This is a genomic window from Aeromicrobium terrae (assembly GCF_008039565.1).
Classification (GTDB): domain Bacteria; phylum Actinomycetota; class Actinomycetes; order Propionibacteriales; family Nocardioidaceae; genus Aeromicrobium; species Aeromicrobium terrae.
In genome coordinates this window covers 189,122-207,561 of record NZ_VDUX01000001.1, presented here as the reverse complement: position 1 = coordinate 207,561, position 18,440 = coordinate 189,122, and the positions used below count along the sequence as shown (strand labels likewise).

The 18,440-nt window shown below is 71.2% G+C and carries 19 protein-coding genes and 1 pseudogene; 4 read left to right on the top strand and 16 right to left on the bottom strand.

The window, feature by feature from the left end; genetic code table 11:
• Nucleotides 1-4: 4 nt before the first annotated feature.
• The 5 genes and pseudogenes from FHP06_RS01050 to priA form a co-directional block, all read right to left on the bottom strand.
• Nucleotides 5-1,828, bottom strand: a complete 1,824-nt coding sequence (locus FHP06_RS01050; RefSeq protein WP_147682957.1) for an ABC transporter ATP-binding protein — start codon at nt 1,826-1,828, stop codon at nt 5-7.
• Nucleotides 1,825-2,616, bottom strand: coding sequence for an ABC transporter ATP-binding protein (locus tag FHP06_RS16315; protein WP_407921270.1), 792 nt, complete (start codon nt 2,614-2,616; stop codon nt 1,825-1,827). The genes FHP06_RS01050 and FHP06_RS16315 overlap by 4 nt, the downstream gene beginning before the upstream one ends.
• 150 nt (nt 2,617-2,766) lie before the next feature.
• Nucleotides 2,767-3,495: pseudogene (locus FHP06_RS16310) on the bottom strand (ABC transporter transmembrane domain-containing protein); the annotation flags it as partial.
• Between the two features lie 139 nt (nt 3,496-3,634).
• Nucleotides 3,635-4,396: an imidazole glycerol phosphate synthase subunit HisF gene (gene hisF / locus FHP06_RS01040; RefSeq protein WP_147682953.1), complete on the bottom strand. Its 762-nt coding sequence runs from the start codon at nt 4,394-4,396 to the stop codon at nt 3,635-3,637.
• A gap of 40 nt (nt 4,397-4,436) precedes the next feature.
• A complete protein-coding gene (priA, locus tag FHP06_RS01035; RefSeq protein ID WP_147682951.1) occupies nt 4,437-5,156 on the bottom strand; it encodes a bifunctional 1-(5-phosphoribosyl)-5-((5-phosphoribosylamino)methylideneamino)imidazole-4-carboxamide isomerase/phosphoribosylanthranilate isomerase PriA in 720 nt (239 codons plus the stop codon).
• Between the two features lie 42 nt (nt 5,157-5,198).
• On the opposite strand from priA, the gene FHP06_RS01030 reads away from it, so the two are divergent.
• On the top strand, nt 5,199-5,903 hold the full coding sequence (locus FHP06_RS01030) for an alpha/beta fold hydrolase (RefSeq protein WP_147682949.1): 705 nt from the start codon (nt 5,199-5,201) through the stop codon (nt 5,901-5,903).
• Between the two features lie 15 nt (nt 5,904-5,918).
• Here FHP06_RS01030 and hisH read toward each other — a convergent pair whose 3' ends face one another.
• Genes hisH through hisD form a run of 4 tightly spaced genes read right to left on the bottom strand, consistent with a single transcriptional unit; the run spans nt 5,919 to nt 9,518 of the window.
• Nucleotides 5,919-6,554, bottom strand: a complete 636-nt coding sequence (hisH, locus tag FHP06_RS01025) for an imidazole glycerol phosphate synthase subunit HisH (protein ID WP_147682947.1) — start codon at nt 6,552-6,554, stop codon at nt 5,919-5,921.
• On the bottom strand, nt 6,551-7,150 hold the full coding sequence (gene hisB / locus FHP06_RS01020) for an imidazoleglycerol-phosphate dehydratase HisB (RefSeq protein ID WP_147682945.1): 600 nt from the start codon (nt 7,148-7,150) through the stop codon (nt 6,551-6,553). The genes hisH and hisB overlap by 4 nt, the downstream gene beginning before the upstream one ends.
• A complete protein-coding gene (locus FHP06_RS01015; protein WP_147682943.1) occupies nt 7,147-8,226 on the bottom strand; it encodes a histidinol-phosphate transaminase in 1,080 nt (359 codons plus the stop codon). The genes hisB and FHP06_RS01015 overlap by 4 nt, the downstream gene beginning before the upstream one ends.
• Complete coding sequence (gene hisD / locus FHP06_RS01010; protein WP_187271728.1) at nt 8,223-9,518, bottom strand: histidinol dehydrogenase; 1,296 nt, start codon at nt 9,516-9,518, stop codon at nt 8,223-8,225. Before hisD ends, FHP06_RS01015 begins: the two co-directional genes overlap by 4 nt.
• Before the next feature lie 42 nt (nt 9,519-9,560).
• On the opposite strand from hisD, the gene FHP06_RS01005 reads away from it, so the two are divergent.
• The gene (locus tag FHP06_RS01005; protein WP_147682941.1) at nt 9,561-9,983 is read left to right on the top strand and encodes a protein-tyrosine phosphatase family protein; all 423 of its coding nucleotides are present in this window, start codon (nt 9,561-9,563) and stop codon (nt 9,981-9,983) included.
• Nucleotides 9,980-10,456, top strand: a complete 477-nt coding sequence (gene ybaK / locus FHP06_RS01000) for a Cys-tRNA(Pro) deacylase (RefSeq protein ID WP_147682939.1) — start codon at nt 9,980-9,982, stop codon at nt 10,454-10,456. The genes FHP06_RS01005 and ybaK overlap by 4 nt, the downstream gene beginning before the upstream one ends.
• Here the strand turns inward: ybaK and FHP06_RS00995 are convergent.
• Nucleotides 10,422-10,931 (bottom strand): hypothetical protein, encoded by a 510-nt coding sequence (locus tag FHP06_RS00995; RefSeq protein ID WP_147682938.1) that lies wholly within the window; start codon nt 10,929-10,931, stop codon nt 10,422-10,424. The genes ybaK and FHP06_RS00995 overlap by 35 nt on opposite strands.
• 4 nt (nt 10,932-10,935) lie before the next feature.
• The gene (dnaE, locus tag FHP06_RS00990) at nt 10,936-14,481 is read right to left on the bottom strand and encodes a DNA polymerase III subunit alpha (RefSeq protein WP_147682936.1); all 3,546 of its coding nucleotides are present in this window, start codon (nt 14,479-14,481) and stop codon (nt 10,936-10,938) included.
• Nucleotides 14,482-14,613: 132 nt separating this feature from the next.
• Between dnaE and FHP06_RS00985 the strand changes: the two genes are divergently transcribed.
• On the top strand, nt 14,614-14,793 hold the full coding sequence (locus FHP06_RS00985; protein WP_147682934.1) for a hypothetical protein: 180 nt from the start codon (nt 14,614-14,616) through the stop codon (nt 14,791-14,793).
• 3 nt (nt 14,794-14,796) lie between these two features.
• On the opposite strand, the gene FHP06_RS00980 is transcribed toward FHP06_RS00985, so the two are convergent.
• The 5 genes from FHP06_RS00980 to FHP06_RS00960 are packed head-to-tail and all read right to left on the bottom strand — an operon-like array spanning nt 14,797 to nt 18,401.
• Nucleotides 14,797-16,023 (bottom strand): pyridoxal phosphate-dependent aminotransferase, encoded by a 1,227-nt coding sequence (locus FHP06_RS00980; protein ID WP_147682932.1) that lies wholly within the window; start codon nt 16,021-16,023, stop codon nt 14,797-14,799.
• 23 nt (nt 16,024-16,046) lie between these two features.
• On the bottom strand, nt 16,047-16,586 hold the full coding sequence (locus FHP06_RS00975; protein ID WP_147682931.1) for a YbaK/EbsC family protein: 540 nt from the start codon (nt 16,584-16,586) through the stop codon (nt 16,047-16,049).
• Nucleotides 16,586-17,518 (bottom strand): RluA family pseudouridine synthase, encoded by a 933-nt coding sequence (locus FHP06_RS00970; RefSeq protein ID WP_147682930.1) that lies wholly within the window; start codon nt 17,516-17,518, stop codon nt 16,586-16,588. The genes FHP06_RS00975 and FHP06_RS00970 overlap by 1 nt, the downstream gene beginning before the upstream one ends.
• Complete coding sequence (lspA, locus tag FHP06_RS00965) at nt 17,515-18,027, bottom strand: signal peptidase II (protein ID WP_230973361.1); 513 nt, start codon at nt 18,025-18,027, stop codon at nt 17,515-17,517. The genes FHP06_RS00970 and lspA overlap by 4 nt, the downstream gene beginning before the upstream one ends.
• Nucleotides 18,000-18,401, bottom strand: coding sequence for a TraR/DksA family transcriptional regulator (locus FHP06_RS00960; RefSeq protein ID WP_147682928.1), 402 nt, complete (start codon nt 18,399-18,401; stop codon nt 18,000-18,002). The genes lspA and FHP06_RS00960 overlap by 28 nt, the downstream gene beginning before the upstream one ends.
• Between the last annotated feature and the right edge of the window lie 39 nt (nt 18,402-18,440).

The following is an 18,440-nucleotide window of genomic DNA, read 5'->3' as shown; positions in this document are numbered from 1 at the left end:
TCTCTCAGTGATCCAGGCGGGACTGGGCCACCCAGCTGGCGTGGAGGCGGGCGTAGACCCCGCCGGCGTCGACCAGCTCGGCGTGCGTGCCGTCCTCGACCAGGCGGCCGGCGTCGAACACGAGCACGCGGTCGGAGTTCTCGGCCGTGGACAGCCGGTGCGCGATGGTGACGCTGGTGCGTCCCTCGAGCAGCCGCTCGAGAGCGCGGGTGGCGCGCAGCTCGGTCTGCGGGTCGACGGCGCTGGTGGCCTCGTCGAGCACCAGGAAGTCGGGATCGGCGAGTGCCGAGCGGAGCAGGGCGACGAGTTGGCGCTCCCCCGCCGACAGGGACTCGCCGCGCTGTCCCACGCGGGTGTCGAGGCCGCGCGGGAGCGTGGCGAACCAGTCGGAGAGCCCGAGACCGTCGACGACGGCGAGCAGGGCGGCGTCGTCGGCATCCGCCTTTCCGTACAGGAGGTTCTCGCGCAGCGTGGCGTCGAACAGGAAGCCCTCCTGCGGCACCATCAGCACGTGCCGGCGGAGCTCGTCGAACGACACCGTGGAGATGTCGGACCCGCCGAGCGAGACCGTGCCGGTGACGGGGTCCATCAACCGGGTGAGCAGCTTGGCGAACGTGGTCTTGCCGGACCCGGTCTCGCCGACCACCGCGACCCGCTGGCGCGGGGCGATCTCGACGTCGACGTCGCGGAGCACGTCCGGTCCGCCCGGGTAGGCGAACGTGACGTGGTCGAACCGGGCGCCGAGCACGCCGTCGGGCAGCGGCGGCGCCGACGAGCCGGGGTCGACGACGTCGGCCGGCGTGTCGAGCAGGTCGATCACGCGGCGCCACGACGCGATGGCGTTCTGCGCCTCGGTGAGCACCTGGGTGGCGATCTGGACCGGACCGACGAACAGGCCGACGAGGAATGCGAAGGCGATGACCGTGCCCATGGACAGGCCGCCGGCCACGCCGAGCGCGACGCCGGCGATGACGACGCCCGCGTTGGCGAGGCCGCCCGCGACGCCCGCGGACGCGAACGTGACGGCGACCAGCCGCTGGGCGCTGACGTTGGCCTGCAGGTTGGCGTCGATGCCGTGGTCGACCCGGCGCTGGGTGCGAGCCTCGATCGCGTGGGAGCGGACGACCGAGGCCCCGACGACCGGCTCGGCGATGACCGCCAGCATCTCGCCGACGGTGCGGCGGACGGTGTCGTAGGCCTGGCTCAGGCGCTCGGCGAACCACTTCATGCTGACCGCGAGCGGGAGGAAGCACACGAGCACGACGATCGTGAGCTGCCAGGAGTAGTACGCCATCACGATCGTGGCGACGATCATCTGCCCGACGCTGACGACGATCATGATCCCGGTGAACTGCAGGAACAGGGAGACCTGGTCGATGTCGGACGTCACGCGCGAGACGAGCACCCCACGACGCTCGGCGTTCTGCGTCAGCATCGAGAGGTCGTGGACGTGCCGGAACGCCTGGACGCGCATCTGGGTGAGCCCACGCTCGCTGGCGACGAACAGCCGCACGCGCATCGCGTAGGCGCACACCGCGGTGACGGCGATGAGCGCGAGCGCGATGCCGACCCAGAGGTGCACCTCGCCGCGGTCGGTGTGACCGCCCTCCCCCAGGCCGGCGTCGATGGCCACCTGGATGACGATCGGCACGACCGTGCCGCCCACGGTGCTCAGCATGGCGAGGAGCAGCGTGACGCCGATGCCGTCCTTGATGGCCGGCGACAGCGCCAGGCCGCGCTTGATGATCTCGAGGCCGGTGAGCCGTGCCGAGCGGGCCTCCTGCGCGTCGAGTGGATCGACGACTCGCTCCTCGGTCTTCGTCGTCACGCCAGGTCACCCGCTTCCCGAGCCTGGTCGTACGCGTCCACCAAGAGGCGATAGTCCGCCGAGCGGCCGATCAGCTCGGCGTGCGTGCCGCGGTCGGCGATCCGGCCGTCGTCCAGGAACACCACCTCGTCGGCCAGCGCGATGGTGGCCTTGCGGTACGCCACGACGAGCACGGACGGGCCGTCCTCGTCGGCCGTGTGCTCGGCGAGCGCGGCGAGGATGCGCTGCTCGACCTCGGGATCGACCGCGCTGGTGGCGTCGTCCATGACGAGCAGCCGTGGCCGACGGACCAGCGCACGCGCCAGGGCGAGGCGCTGCCGCTGGCCGCCGGACAGCGTGGTGCCGCGCTCCCCCAGCTGCGTGTCGAGGCCGCGTGGCAGCGCGGAGACGAAGCCGTCGGCCTGCACGGCGCGGAGGGCGGCCCAGACGCCGTCGTCGGGGACGTCGGCACCGAGCGTGACGTTCTCGCGCACGGAGTCGTCGAACAGGAACGTGGACTGCGGCACCACGGCGACGTGCTCGGCGAGCGAGCCGTGCGTGAGGTCGCGGACGTCGACCTCGTCGACCAGCACGCGCCCGGAGACCGGATCGACGAGCCGGGTCAGCAGCGAGGTCAGCGTGCTCTTGCCGGCTCCGGTGGCGCCGACGACGGCGACGACACGGCCCGGCTCGAGGTCGAGGTCGACGCCGCTGAGCACCTCCGTGCCCGCCTCGTACTCGAACCGGACGTCCTCGAGGCGCAGCCGCGCCGGACCGGCGCCGTCGAGCTCGCGCGAGCCGTACGGCATCTCACCGGTGGCGTCGAGGACGGTGCGCACGCGGTCCCAGCCGACGACGCTCCGTGGCAGCTCGCCGAGCACCCAGCCGATGGCCCGGACCGGGAACGCGACGACGGTGAAGAGGTAGGCCACCTGCACGACGTCGCCGGGTGCTGCGGCGCCGGACGCGACGCGGTCGATGCCGATCAGGATCACGGCCAGCACGGCGAGGTTGGGCAGGGCTTCCAGCAGCGGGTCGAAGATGCTGCGGATCCGGCCGACGGCGATGTTCGCGTCGCGCAGCGCCTCAGCGTGACGGGCGAAGCGCGCCGTCTCGTCGGCCTCGCGGCCGAGCGACTTGATGACCAGGGCGCCGTCGAACGACTCGTGCGCGACCGCGCTGACGTCGCCGCGCAGCGACTGCGCGTGCGAGACCTTGGGCGACAACCAGCGCTGGTAGAAGACGTTGATCCCGAACAGGGCCGGGAACACCACGAGGCCGACCACGGTGAGCACCACGTCGGCGAGCAGCATCGCGACCACGGCGGCGACGAGCATCGCGATGACGCCGATGGCCATCGGCAGCGGCATGAAGACCGCCCAGGCGGCCTCGACGTCGGCGTTGGCGTTGGACAGCAGCTGGCCGGTGGGGTGCTTGTGGTGCCACGACATCGGCAGCGCGAGGTAGCGGCGGGTGACGCGGCGTCGGTAGTCGGCGACGAGCCGGTAGTAGACGATGCCGCCGATGAGGCGTCGGGCGATGACGCCGAGCGCCCGCAGGATCGCCACCGTCATGAACAGCAGGACGGACACGGCGAGTGCGCCCTTGACCATCTCGCCCTTCTCGAAGGACGGCCGGATGACGTGGTCGGTGGCCCAGCCCAGCACCCAGGCGTCGGCCACGGTCATGGCGCCGTAGACGACGCTGCCGACGACCGAGATGGTGAACAAGAACCGCTGCTCGGACATGCCACGGCCGAGCAGGCGGAAGCCGCGCCCCATCACCTGGTCGGTGGAGGCGCTCAGGTTGTCGGTGGTGGCCGACGGGCTATCTGACATCGTGTCCGGCTGCGCGCAAGGTGTTCTTCACGTCTCCGATGGTCAGCTCGCCGAAGTGGAACACGCTCGCGGCGAGCACGGCATCGGCCCCGGCCTCCACGGCCTCGACGAAGTGCTCGGGCCGGCCGGCGCCGCCGCTCGCGACGAGCGGTACCTGGGTAACGTCGCGGACCGCCCGGATCATTTCCAGGTCGAAGCCGTTCTTCGTGCCGTCGGCGTCCATGGAGTTGAGCAGGACCTCGCCGACGCCGCGCTCGACGGCCTCCTTGACCCACGCGACGGCGTCGAGCCCAACCGACTGCCGCCCGCCGTGCGTGGTGACCTCGAAGCCGCTCGGCTGCTCGCTGCTGCGCCGTGCGTCGACGCTCAGCACGAGCACCTGGTTCCCGAACCGGTGGGTGATCTCGCTCAGCACCTCGGGGCGCCCGATGGCGGCGGTGTTGATGCCGACCTTGTCGGCGCCTGCGCGCAGCAGCCGGTCGACGTCGTCGGCCGTGCGCACGCCGCCGCCGACCGTGAGCGGGATGAAGACCTGCTCGGCCGTGCGGCTGACGACGTCGTACGTGGTGTCGCGTGCCGCGCTGGACGCGGTGATGTCGAGGAACGTGAGCTCGTCGGCGCCCTCGGCGTCGTAGACCGTGGCCATCTCGACGGGGTCGCCGGCGTCGCGGAGGTCGACGAAGTTGACGCCCTTGACCACCCGGCCGGCGTCGACGTCGAGGCACGGGATGACACGGACGGCGAGGCTCACGCAGTGACCCTATCCGCGCCGGCCGACACGACGGCCCGCACTACCGGACGGCGGCGAGGGCCTCGGGCAGCGTGAACGCCCCGGCGTAGAGCGCCTTGCCGACGATCGCGCCCTCGACCCCGACGTCCGTCAGCGTGGCGATGGCGCGGAGGTCGTCGAGGCTGGAGACGCCGCCGGAGGCCACGACCGGCTTGTCGGTGACCTCGCAGACCTGGCGCAGGAGGTCGAGGTTGGGGCCCTGGAGGGTGCCGTCCTTCGTGACGTCGGTGACGACGTAGCGGGCGCAGCCGTCGCGCTCGAGGCGCTCGAGCACCTCGAACAGGTCTCCACCCTCCTGGGTCCAGCCGCGGGCGGCCAGCGTGCGGCCGCGGACGTCGAGTCCGACCGCGATCTGGTCGCCGTGCTCGGCGACGACCTTGGCGCACCACTCCGGGTTCTCCAACGCGGCAGTGCCGAGGTTGACCCGGGTGCAGCCGGTGGCGAGGGCGGCCGCGAGCGAGGCGTCGTCGCGGATGCCGCCGGACAGCTCGACCTTCACGTCGAGACGCCCGACGACGTCAGCGAGCAGCTCGCGGTTGGAGCCCTTGCCGAAGGCGGCGTCGAGGTCGACGAGGTGGATCCACTCCGCGCCGTCGGCCTGCCACTGCAGCGCGGCGTCGAGCGGGGAGCCGTAGGCGGTCTCGCTGCCCAGCTCCCCCTGGACCAGGCGGACGGCCTGGCCATCGGCGACGTCGACGGCGGGCAGGAGCTCGAGAGTCACCGGGCGATCGTATCCGTCGGCGGTGATGGCTAGGTTCGGTGCATGGCCTCGTTCGTGCTGGTCCCCGGCTTCTGGCTCGACGCGTCGTCGTGGGACGAGGTGGTCCCGCTGCTCGAGGCGGCCGGCCACGACGTCACCGCGCTCACGCTGCCGGGCACGCAGTCGCGCGACGCCGACCGCTCCCAGGTGACGCTCTCCGACCACGTGGAGGCGGTCCTCGGCGCGATCGACGCCGCCGGCGGACCGGTCGTGCTGGTGGGCAGCAGCTTCGCCGGCACGCTCGTGACCATCGCCAGCGAGGAGCGCGCCGACCAGGTGACGCTCGCCGTCTACGTCGACGCCCTGCCCAAGGCCGTCACCGCGTCGGACCAGCCGGCGGGGGCAGACGTCGAGCTCACGTGGGACGAGCTGACGGAGACCGAGCAGCGCGACCTCTCGCCCGAGCTCCGCGCGCACATCGAGTCGGTCGCCGTGCCCTACCCCGCCCGCGTGGTCCGGGAGGGCTGGGACCTCTCGGGCGAGCGCCGGTTCGGGGTGCGCAGCCTCGTCGTCGCCACCGGCTTCGACCAGGCCCAGCTCGACGAGTGGCGGCGCGACTACCCCGACGACCTCGCCGACCTCGATCGGTTCACGGATCTCACTGTCGTCGAGCTGCCCACCAGCCACTGGCCCCAGCTCAGCAAGCCCGATGACCTGGTACGCATCATCCTCGACGTCCTTTCGACAAGCTCAAGGACCGGTGGTTGAGCCTGTCGAAACCACTCAAAGAGTGTCGAGCCAGTTCCGGAGCAGCGCGGCGCCGGCGTCGCCGGACTTCTCCGGGTGGAACTGCGTGGCCCACAGCGGGCCGTGCTCGACGGCGGACACGAACCGCTCCGGGCCGTACTCGGTCCAGGTGACGGCCGGCTGAGGGAACGGCGGCTCGCTGCGCATCACCCAGTCGCGCACGCCGTAGGAGTGCACGAAGTAGAACCGCTGGTCCTCGATGCCCGCGAACATCCGCGAGCTCTCGCCGGGCTCGACGGTGTTCCAGCCCATGTGCGGCACGATCGGCGCCTGCAGGCGCTCGACGATCCCGGGCCATTCACCGCAGCCCTGCGACCGCACGCCGTGCTCGATGCCCTCGGCGAACAGCACCTGCATGCCCACGCAGATGCCGAGCACCGGGCGCGACGCGATCAGCCGCCGCTCCACGACGCGCTCACCGCCGACGCCGAGCAGGCCCTCCATGCACGCCGCGAACGCCCCGACGCCGGGCACGACGAGGCCCGTCGCCTCCTCGGCCACCGACGGATCGGCCGTCAGGGTCACCTCCGCGCCGGCGCGCTCGACGGCGCGCACCACCGACCGGAGGTTGCCTGACCCGTAGTCGAGGACCGCGACGCGCGGTCCGCTCACAGGGCACCCTTCGTGCTCGGGATGCCCGACTCGCGCGGATCGATCGCCACGGCGTCGCGCAGCGCCCGGGCGACCGCCTTGTACTGGGCCTCGGCGATGTGGTGCGGGTCGCGGCCGTCGAGCAGGCGCACGTGCAGCGTGATGGCGGCGTGGTGCGCGATCGACTCCAGGACGTGCGACGTCAGCGAGCCTGAGTATTGGCCGCCGATGATCGCGGTGATCTGGCGGTCGGGCTCGCCGGTGTGCACGAAGTACGGACGCCCGGAGACGTCGACCACGGCCTGCGCGATGGCCTCGTCCAGCGGCACCAGGGCGTCGCCGTAGCGGCGGATGCCGACCTTGTCGCCGAGCGCCTCGCGCAGCGCCTCGCCGATGCAGATGGCGGTGTCCTCGACGGTGTGGTGGGCGTCGATGTGCAGGTCGCCCTCGGACTTCACGGTGAGGTCGATGAGCGAGTGCCGCGAGAACGCGGTGAGCATGTGGTCGTAGAAGCCGACGCCGGTGGAGATGTCGTGCTGCCCCGTGCCGTCGAGGTCGAGCTCGACGACGACGTGGGACTCCGACGTCTTTCGTTCGATGCGTGACGTGCGGGTCATCGTGGGTCAACCTCCTTCAGAGCGGTGCGGAACGTGGACATCTCGGCGGGCGTGCCGATCGACACGCGCAGCCATCCGTCGGGTCCAGTCTCCCGTATCAGCACGCCCCGGTCGACCAGGGCCTGCCAGACGGCGTGCCGGTCGGCGAAGCGGCCGAACAGGACGAAGTTCGCGTCGGACGCCGCGACCTCGTATCCCTGACCCGTCAACCAGGTGGCCGTCTCGTCGCGGGTGGCGCGCAGGTCGTCGACGCGCGCGAGCAGCTCGTCGGCGTGGCGCAGCGCCGCCAGCGCAGCCGCCTGGCTCACCGACGACAGGTGGTACGGCAGCCGGACGATGCGCAGCGCGTCGACGATCGCGGCATCGGCTGCGACGTAGCCGAGCCGTCCGCCGGCGAACGCGAACGCCTTGCTCATCGTGCGCGTGACGAGGAGTCGCGGGTGGTCAGGCAGCAGCTCCAGCGCCGTGGGCGTGCCGGCGCGGCGGAACTCCGCGTAGGCCTCGTCGACCACGACGACGCCGGGCGCGACGTCCAGCACCGCGCGCACCTGCTCCAGCGGCAGGGCCGTCCCGGTCGGGTTGTTCGGCGAGGTGAGGATGACGACCTCGGGCTGCTCCTGCGCGACGAGCGCGGTGGCGGCATCGAGGTCCAGCTCGAAGTCGTCGCGGCGCCGGCCGGTGACCCAGCGAGTGTGGGTGTTCCGGGCGTACTCCGGATACATCGAGTACGTCGGCGCGAACGAGACCGCGGTGCGACCTGGCCCGCCGAACGCCTGCAGCACCTGCTGCATCACCTCGTTGGAGCCGTTGGCCGCCCACACCTGGTCGGCGGTCAGCCCGTGCCCGAGGTACGCGGCGAGACCCTCGCGGAGCTCGCGCGCCTCCCGGTCCGGGTAGCGGTTCAGGTCGACGGCCGCCTCTCCCACCGCGCGGGCGATGTCGTCCGCAGTCTCGGCACTCGGGCCGTACGGGTTCTCGTTGGTGTTGAGCCGCACCGGCACGTCGATCTGCGGCGCGCCGTACGGCTCGGCGTCCCGCAGCTCGTCGCGCAGCGGGACCCAGTCCGGCCGGCTCACCGGTCGAGCCTCACCGAGACCGCAGCGCCGTGCGACGGGAGGTCCTCGGCTTCCGCGAGGGTCACGACCTTCGGCCCGACGTCCCGCAGCGCCTGGTCGGTGTACGTGACGAGGTGCATGTTCTTGCAGAACGCCCGGACGGACAGGCCGGACGAGTGGCACGCACACCCGGCGGTGGGCAGCACGTGGTTGGAGCCGGCGGCGTAGTCGCCGAGCGACACCGGCGTGTGGGGGCCGACGAAGATCGCGCCGGCGTTGACGATGCGGTCGGCGACCGATCCGGCGTCGGCCGTCTGGATCTCGAGGTGCTCTGCGGCGTACGCGTTGGCCACGTCGACCGCCTGGTCGACGTCACGGACCAGGGCGATCGCGGACTGCTGCCCGTCGAGCGCCGTGGTGATGCGCTCGGCGTGCTTGGCGGCCGGTACCTGGCGCTCCAGCTCCGCCTCCACGGCCTCAGCGAGGGCCTCGCTGTCGGTGATCAGCACGGCTGCGGCCATCGGGTCGTGCTCGGCCTGGCTGACCAGGTCGGCGGCGACGAACGCCGCGTCCGCGGTGTCGTCGGCGATGATCGCGATCTCCGTGGGGCCGGCCTCGCTGTCGATGGCGACCGTGCCCTGGAGGTACCGCTTCGCGGCGGCCACGTAGATGTTGCCGGGCCCGGTGATCAGGTCCACGGGCGCGACGGACCCGCCGGTGGAGGTGGTGCCGTAGGCGAGCATCGCGAGCGCCTGCGCTCCCCCGGCGGCGTAGACCTCGTCGATGCCGAGCAGGGCGCACGCGGCCAGGATCGTGGGGTGCGGCAGCCCGTCGTGGTCGGCCTGCGGCGGCGACGCCAGTGCGATCGACCCGACGCCGGCCACCTGGGCGGGCACGGCGTTCATCACGACCGTGCTGACCAGCGGCGCGAGGCCTCCGGGCACGTACAGGCCGACGCGGGACATCGGCACGATGCGGCGCTCGACGGTCGCGCCGTCGGCGACCTGCGTGACGACGGTGCTCTCCAGCTCGGCCTCGCAGGTGGCGCGCAGGCGAGTGATCGACTCGGTCAGACCCTCACGGACGGCGGGATCCAGCCCGTCGAGGGCGGCCGTGATCCGCGCGGGATCGACCCGCAGCGACGCGGGCCGCACACCGTCGAAGCGCTCGCCGTACTCGAGCACGGCGGCCTCGCCACGCTCACGCACGTCGTCGCACAGCGGCCCGACGACCTCCAGCGCGTGCTCCACGTCGAGCTGGGCGCGCGGCAGCACCACCTCGTCGGTGGAACGGAGGTCGAGTCGTCGGATCACCGGTCAAGTCTAGGGATGACCTGCACGCCCTACTCTGTGCCCATGCCGACGTGGACAGCGGACGTACCCGGGGTGGTCGTCCTGCCGGGCGGCACGGCGGTCCGGGGTCACGGGCGTCGGCACGGCGCACCGACGGGTCCGGCGGCTGACATCACGGTCCACCTGCTCACACGACGCCCCGAAGGGTCACGGACGTCGGACCTCTGGGTGGACTGGCCGGACTTCCGCGCGCCCAGGTCGACCCAGGACGCCGTCCAGACCCTGCGCGACGTGCTTGAACGCTCCGCAACCGAGCGCGTGCTGCTGCAGTGCCACGGCGGCGTCGGCCGCACCGGCACGGCGATCGCGGCCCTGGCCCTGCTCGACGGGCTCGACGAGGACCCGGTCCGCTGGGTGCGCTCGGCGTACCACCCGCGGGCGGTCGAGACCGTGTTCCAGCGCCGTTGGCTGAGGAAGGTCCGATGAGCAAGGCAGCGACGCCGGCGTTCGTGGCGCTCGACCGGGCCGGGGTCGCCTACGCCCCGCGCGCGTACGACCACGACCCGCGCGCGGAGTCCTACGGAGAGGAGGCGGCGCGTGAGCTCGGGGTCGACCCGGCCCGGGTGCTCAAGACGCTCCTCGCCGACGTGGACGGCGAGCTGTGCGTCGGCGTCGTCCCCGTCACCGGTCAGCTCGACCTCAAGGCGCTGGCCGCGGCCCTCGGCGGAAAGAAGGCCACGATGGCCGACCCCGCCCGGGCCGAGCGCGCCACCGGCTACGTCGTGGGCGGCATCTCGCCGCTCGGCCAGAAGCGCGCCCACCGCACCGTGGTCGACGTCAGCGCGGAGTCGTTCGACACCGTCCTGGTGTCGGCCGGCCGGCGTGGCCTCGACGTCGAGCTGGCACCGGCGGACCTGCTGGCGGTCACCCGCGGTGTGACGGCTCCGATTGCTCGCTGACCTCGGTGTCGGCGTCGTCGGGTCGCTGCAGCCAGCTGTCCCAGAGCAGCCCCAGCAGGGCGAAGACGGGCCATGCCAGGAACGGCGTCACGGCGTCGATCTTGAGCTGCGACGCCAGGTGGTCGCCGATCGCCGGGTCGGTTGCGTGCTCGGGTCCGGACGGACCGAGCCAGACGCCGAGCCGCCACGCGACCAGGGCGGCGAGGGCGGCGGCCACGGCGAAGGCCGGCACGCGGACCCACCCGACGTCGCGCATGGCGTGCGCGGCGGCCCACGCCCAGAGAAAGCTCAGCGCGGCGCCGACCAGCATGAACGTGACGACGACGGAGAACTGACCACGCACGGCGTCCTCGGACAGCAGGATGCCGTCCTTGGTGACGCTCCACTCCGCCGGATCGGCCTGCCAGACCCAGAGCAGCCCGCCGACCACGCCGAGGACGAGCATGCCCCCGGACCAGCGGATCAGCCGCGGCACGACGTCACGCCATGCATTGCGGCCCCAGGAGCTCCTTGAGGTCGGCGATCAGGGCCGACGACGGCTTGACCCGCAGGGAGTCGTCGAGCCGCATGACCTTGGTGCCGTCGTTGCCGATCAGCCGCAGGTGGACCTCCGTGACGCCTGGGTGCGTGCCGAGGACCTGCTTGAAGGCGTTGACCGTGTCGCTCGTGCACCGGGCGACGGGCAGGCTCACGACGACGGGCGCCTCGGCCGCGCCGGTACTCATGGACGGGACGGTGACCTCGAGGGCGGTGACCTCGAGTCCCTCGTCCGAACGGCGCACGCGGCCCTTGACGACCACCACGGTGTCGGGCACCAGGGCCGGCGCCGCCAGCTGGTACGCGGCCGGGAACACCATGACGTCGACGGATCCCTCGAGGTCCTCCAGCGTGATGGTGGCCCAGGTGTCGCCCTTGCGGCTGAGCTTGCGCTGCACGCCGGTGACCAGGCCGCACAGCCGCACGGTGCTGCCGTCACCCCGCTCGAGGTCGGCGACCAGCTCGCCGATCGTGCAGTCGCTGCTCGCCTTGAGCACGTGCTCGAGGCCGAGGAGCGGGTGGTCGGAGACGTAGAGGCCGAGCATGTCGCGCTCGAACGCCAGGAGCTGGGTCTTCTCCCACTCCGGCATGGTCGGGACGGTGATGGTGACGCCGTTGTAGCCGTCGTCGAGCCCGCCGAACAGCGAGTCCTGGCCGATGGCGGCGTTGCGCTTGAGGTCGCTGTACTGGTCGACGGCGTCCTCGGCGATCGTGGTGAGGGCCCGCCTCTGGTGGCCGAGCGAGTCGAACGCACCAGCCTTGATCAAGGAGTCGAGCACGCGCTTGTTGCACACGTGCACCGGCACCTTGTCCAGGAAGTCGGCGAAGTCGGTGAACGCGCCCTTCTCGTCGCGGCCCGCCACGATGCCCGCCACGACCGAGTCGCCGACGTTGCGGATGGCCGAGAGACCGAAGCGGATGTCCTCGCCGACGGCGGTGAAGTTGGACGACGACTCGTTGACGTCCGGCGGGAGCACCTGGATGCCGAGCCGGCGGCACTCGTTGAGGTAGATCGCCGACTTGTCCTTGTCGCTCTTGGTGCTGGTGAGCAGCGCGGCCATGTACTCGGCCGGGTAGTTGGCCTTGAGGTAGGCCGTCCAGTACGAGATGACGCCGTACGCGGCCGAGTGCGCCTTGTTGAACGCGTAGTCGGAGAACGGGACGAGGATCTCCCACAGCGTGCTGATGGCGTCCGGGGAGTAGCCGCGCTCGCGCATGCCGGCCTCGAAGCCGGCGTACTGCTTGTCGAGCTCGGACTTCTTCTTCTTGCCCATCGCGCGGCGCAGGTTGTCCGCTTGTCCGAGGCTGAAGCCGGCCAGGACCTGGGCGATCTCCATCACCTGCTCCTGGTAGACGATCAGGCCGTACGTCTCCCCGAGCACGTCCTTGAGCGGCTCCTCCAGCTCCGGGTGGATGGGCTCGATCGGCTCGCGGCCGGTCTTGCGGCGCGCGTACTTGTTGTGCGAGTCCGCGCCCATGGGCCCGGGCCGGTACAGCGCGATGAGTGCGGAGATGTCCGCGAACTTGTCCGGCTTCATGCTGCGCAGCAGCGCGCGCATGGGACCGCCGTCGAGCTGGAAGACGCCGAGCGTGTCGCCGCGGGACAGCAGGTCGTAGGCCGCCTGGTCGTCGAACCCGAGCTCCTCGAGCACGACCTCCTCGCCGCGGTTGGCGCGGATGTTGTCGAGCGTGTCGTCGAGCACCGTGAGGTTGCGCAGGCCGAGGAAGTCCATCTTGACCAGCCCGAGCGCCTCGCACATCGGGTAGTCGAACTGCGTGATGATGGCGCCGTCCTGCTCGCGCTTCATGATCGGCACGATGTCGATGAGCGGCTCGCTGCTCATGATCACGCCGGCCGCGTGCACGCCCCACTGGCGGATCTGGCCCTCGAGGCCGACCGCGGTGTCGTAGATCTTGCGGACCTCGGCGTCGGACTCGTGCAGCTCGCGGAACTCCTTGCCGTCGGAGTAGCGGTCGTGGTCGCGGTTGAACAGGTCCTTGAGCGACACGCCCTTGCCCATGACGTCGTCCGGCAGCGCCTTGGAGATCTTCTCGCCCATGGCGAACGGGTAGTCGAGCACGCGGTTGGCGTCCTTGATGGCGGCCTTGCTCTTGAGGCGGCCGAACGTAGCGATCATCGCGACGCGCTCGGAGCCGTACTTCTCGCTGACGTAGCGGATGACCTCGCTGCGCCGGCGCTCGTCAAAGTCGATGTCGAAGTCGGGCATCGACGGGCGCTCGGGGTTCAGGAAGCGCTCGAAGATCAGTCCGTGCTCGAGCGGCTCGACGTCGGTGATGCGCAAGGCGTAGGCCGCGATGGAGCCCGCGCCGGAGCCGCGGCCCGGGCCGACGCGGATGCCGTGGTCCTTGGCCCAGTTGATGAAGTCGGCGACCACCAGGTAGTAGCCGCAGTAGCCCTTGTTCCGGATGACCTCGAGCTCCATCTCGACCCGGTCGCGGACCTCCTGGGTGAGCCGCTCGCCCGGGTACCGCGACTCGATGCCGCGCCACACCTCCTCGACGAACCAGCTCTCCTCGGTGTGGCCGGCCGGGACGTCGGCGCGCGCCATGTAGCCGCCGTTGGACTCGGTGAACTCGACCTCGCAGCGCTCGGCGATGAGCAGGGTGTTGTCGCACGCCTCCTTGAGGTCGTGCTTGTCCTCCCACAGCGAGCGCATCTCCGCGGCGGACTTGATGTAGTAGCCGCCGCCGTCGAACTTCAGGCGCTTGGTGTCGGAGATCCGCTTGCCCGACGCGACGCAGATGAGGGCGTCGTGGGCGTCGGCGTCGTCGGGGTGGTTGTAGTGCGAGTCGTTGGTGGCGACGGGCGGGATGCCGAGCTCACGGCCCAGCTTCAGGAGGTCGTCGCGGGTGCGCTTCTCGACCGCGATGTCGTGGTCCATCAGCTCGAGGAAGAAGTTCTCCTTGCCGAAGATCTCCTGCAGCTCCGCGGCTTCCCGGCGGGCCTCGTCGTACTGGCCGAGGCGCAGCCGGGTCTGGATGGCACCCGACGGGCAGCCGGTGGTGGCGATGAGCCCGCCGGAGTACTGCTCGAGCAGCTCCCGGTCGGCGCGGGGCTTGTAATACGTGCCCTCCAGGCTCGAGAGCGACGCCAGCCGGAACAGGTTGTGCATGCCCTCGGTGGACGACGCCCACATGGTCATGTGCGTGTACGCACCGCCGCCGGCGACGTCGTCACCGCCCTCCTCCTCGGCGTCACCCTTGCCCCAGCGGACCTTGCGGCGCTCGCTGCGATGGGTGCCGGGCGTCAGGTACGACTCGATGCCGATGATCGGCTTGACGCCGTGCGCGCGGGCCTTGGACCAGAAGTCGTAGGCGCCGTGGACGTTGCCGTGGTCGGTCATCGCGATGGCGCTCATGCCGAGCTCGGAGGTGCGGGCGAAGAGCCCGTCGAGGAGCGACGCGCCGTCGAGCATCGAGTACTCGGTGTGGACGTGCAGGTGCACGAACGACGACTCGCTCGACATCGACGCGGGGCCTCCTCAGGCGATCGTGGGGGAAGAACTTCAGAGTAGTGGAGCCCCCCGACCGGATGGGGGCGGCGCGCCCTTGCGGACCCGCCTCGGACTGGTTCACTGGACCTCAGGAAGGAGGGAACCATGACCGAGCCCACGATCGAGGACGCCGACCTTCCCGAGGAGGAGCCGCGGCCCGAGGAGTACACCGCCGACGGGGAGTCCGTGGTGTCCGACGAGACCGGAACGCGCTACGACTCCCTCGGCCAGGCGGACGCGACGCCGGAGGACGAGGCGGCCTGGACGGCCGAGGACGAGGACTGAACCTCAGGTCCGCTGCTGGTACGTCGACAGGAACGTGCCGATCCGCTGGATCGCCTCGGAGAGGTCGCGCGCCCACGGCAGCGTGACGATGCGCAGGTGGTCCGGGTCCGGCCAGTTGAAGCCGGTGCCCTGGGTGATGAGGATCTTCTCCGACTCGAGCAGGTCGAGGGCGAGCTGCTGGTCGTCGTGGATGGGGTACACGTCGGGGTCCAGCCGCGGGAACACGTAGAGCGCGCCCTTCGGCTCGACGACGCTCACGCCCGGGATCTTCCGCAGCTCGCCGACGGCGGTGTCGCGCTGCTCCAGCAGCCGCCCGCCGGGCAGGATCAGCTCCTTGATGCTCTGGTAGCCACCGAGCGCCACCTGGATCGCGTTCTGGGCCGGCACGTTGGGGCACAGCCGCATGGAGGCCAGCAGCGTGATGCCCTCGAGGTAGTCGCGGGCGTTCTCCTTCGGACCGGTGACGACCAGCCAGCCCGCGCGGTAGCCGCACACCCGGTACGCCTTGGACAGGCCGTTGAACGTCAGCGTCAGGACGTCGGGCGCGACGCTCGCCATCGGCACGTGCGCGGCGTCGTCGTAGAGGATCTTGTCGTAGATCTCGTCGGCCATCAGGACGAGGCCGTGCTTGCGCGCGAGCTCGGCGATGCCGGTCAGGGTCTTGCGGGCGTAGACCGCGCCGGTGGGGTTGTTCGGGTTGATCACCACGATGACCTTCGTGCGGTCGGTGATCTTGGACTCCAGGTCCTCGAGGTCCGGGTTCCAGCCGTTGGACTCGTCGCAGCGGTAGTGCACCGGCACGCCGCCGGCCAGGTTGGTCACCGCCGTCCAGAGCGGGTAGTCCGGGATGGGGATCAGCACCTCGTCTCCGTTGTCGAGCAGCGCCTGGAGCGCGAGCGAGATGAGCTCGGAGACACCGTTGCCGAGCCAGACGTCGTCGATGTCGATGGCCGGGAAGCCGCCCTGCAGCTGGTAGTGGTGCACGACCGCACGGCGCGCGGGCTGGATGCCGCGCGAGTCGGAGTAGCCCTGCGCGGTGGGCAGGCCGGCGATGACGTCCTGCAGGATCTCCGCCGGCGCGTCGAAGCCGAACGGCGCCGGGTTGCCGATGTTGAGCTTCAGGATCCGGTGGCCCTCGGCCTCGAGGGCGGCCGCGCGCGCACTGACGGGTCCGCGGATGTCGTACAGGACATCGCGCAGCTTTCCGGACTGGCGCACGGGGGTGGTCATGCCCCCATTCTCCCAGACGAGCCTTACCGTCCGAGACCCTCCACGATCTCCGCCGACGGGAGTGTCGCGAGGACCTCCCCCGGAAGCAGCAGCTTGGAGCGTCGCACGCCGGAGCCGATGACGAGCACGGGCTGGGTCGCGACGGCGGCGTCGACGAGCACGCGCCAGTCGGCGGGCAGCCCGACGGGGTTGATGCCGCCGTACTCCATCCCGGTGCGCTCGACCGCCTCCTCGCGCGGCAGGAACGTGGCCTTGCGGACGTCGAGGCGCTTGCGGACGACGGTGTTCACGTCGGCCCGCGTGGACGCCAGCACCATGCACGCCGCGACGCGCTCCTGGCCCTCCCGCTTGCCGGCCACGATCACGCAGTTGGCCAGCGACTCGATCGGGAGGTCGTACGCCTCCTGGGTGAGCGCGGTGTCGGACAGCTCCGGGTCCACCTCCACGACGCCCACGACGTCGGTGAGCCCGAGCCGGTCGAGCGCCGCGAGCGTCGGCTCGCCCACCAGGTCGGGACGCGAGGACGCGGGCACCGAGTGCATCCGGCCGACGACGTACGCCATCAGTGGGCCTCCCGGACGACGTCGAGCGCGCGCCTCAGGTCGTCGGGGTAGGTGGACTCGAAGTCGACCCACTCCCCCGTGCGCGGGTGCTCGAACCCGAGGTGCACGGCGTGCAGCCACTGCCGGTCCAGCCCGACGCGCTTCGCGAGCGTGGGGTCGGCGCCGTACTGGAGGTCGCCGACGCACGGGTGCTTGAGCGCGCTCATGTGCACGCGGATCTGGTGCGTGCGCCCGGTCTCGAGCTTGATGGTGAGCAGCGACGCGAACCGGTGCGCCTCGAGCGTGTCGTAGTGCGTGACGCTGGCCCGGCCGTCGGCCCGGACGGTGAACTTGAAGTCGTGCTTGGGGTGCCGGGCGATCGGCGCGTCGATGGTGCCGGTGTGCGGATCGGGGTGGCCCTGGACGAGCGCGTGGTACGTCTTGTCGACCGAGCGCGTGCGGAACGCCTGCTTCAGCACGGAGTACGCCGCCTCGGACTTCGCCACCGTCATCAGCCCGCTCGTCCCGACGTCGAGCCGCTGGACGATGCCCTGACGCTCCGGGGCGCCCGACGTCGAGATCCGGACACCCGCGCCGGCGAGGTGGCCGACGACCGTGGGCCCGGACCAGCCGACGCTGGGGTGCGCCGCGACGCCGACCGGCTTGTCGACGACCACGATGTCGTCGTCCTGGAAGACGATCCGCATGCCCTCGACCTGCTCCGCCACCACGGTGGCGGTGCGCGGGGCCGGGATCGACGCCTCGAGGATCGAGCCCGGCTCGACCCGCTCGGACTTCTGCGGGGCGTGGCCGTCGAGCAGCACGTGCCCCTCGGTGACGAGCTCCGTGGCCCGCGTGCGGGACAGGCCGAGCAGCCGGGCGAGGGCGGTGTCGACGCGCTCGCCGGCGAGCCCCTCGGGCACGGCGAGGACCTTGTGCTCGAGGTCGGTCATCCGGATCGCGTCCCGTCCAGCCCGACGCCGCGCCAGGTGCGCCAGATGATGACGATCGCCGCGAACGTCAGCCCGATGTCGGCGACGTTGAAGACCGGCCAGTGGTTCAGGTGCAGGAAGTCCACGACGTGACCACGCATGAACCCCGGCTCGCGGACGATGCGGTCGGTGAGGTTGCCCAGGGCGCCGCCGAGCAGCAGGCCGAGCCCGGCGGCCCAGCCCGGGTCGCGAAGCTGCGCGGACATGCGGATGACGACGACGCACACCACGACCGCGATCGCGCTCAGCACCACCGTGAACCCGGTGCCGGTGCTGAACGCCGCGCCGGCGTTGCGCGTGAGCGTGAACGAGAAGACGCTCGGCACCACGGTCACCGACTCACCGCGGTCGAGCGTCGCGACGGCGACCAGCTTGGTCGCCTGGTCGAGGGCCCAGACAGCAGCAGCGAACGCCGCGAAGATCGCGATCGTGCGCGAGGAGGTCAGCGACGCTCCTCGCGCTGCTTGCACGTCATGCACAGGGTGGCCCGGGGGAACGCCATCAGACGGCCCTTGCCGATCGGTTCGCCGCACATCTCACATTGTCCGTACGTGCCGTTGTCGAGCCGACCCAGGGCCTTCTCGGTCTGCAGCAGCAGCTCGCGCTGGTTGGCCGCCAGCGACATCTCGGCGTCGCGCTCCAGGCTCGTGGACCCCACGTCGGCCTGGTCGTTGCCGGCCCCGTCGACGCCGTCACGCAGCAGGTCCTGCAGCTCCTTGGCGGACAGGTCGAGCTCCTTGCGGAGCCGGACGAGGTCGTCCTCCAGCTCGCTGCGCACAGCCTTCTTCTCGGCGGCGGTCCAGGGCTTCTCGTCCGCGCGCACGGCCAGCTTGGTGTTCGGCATGCCCGGAGAGTAGACCGGGGTACCAAGAATGGCAATTCA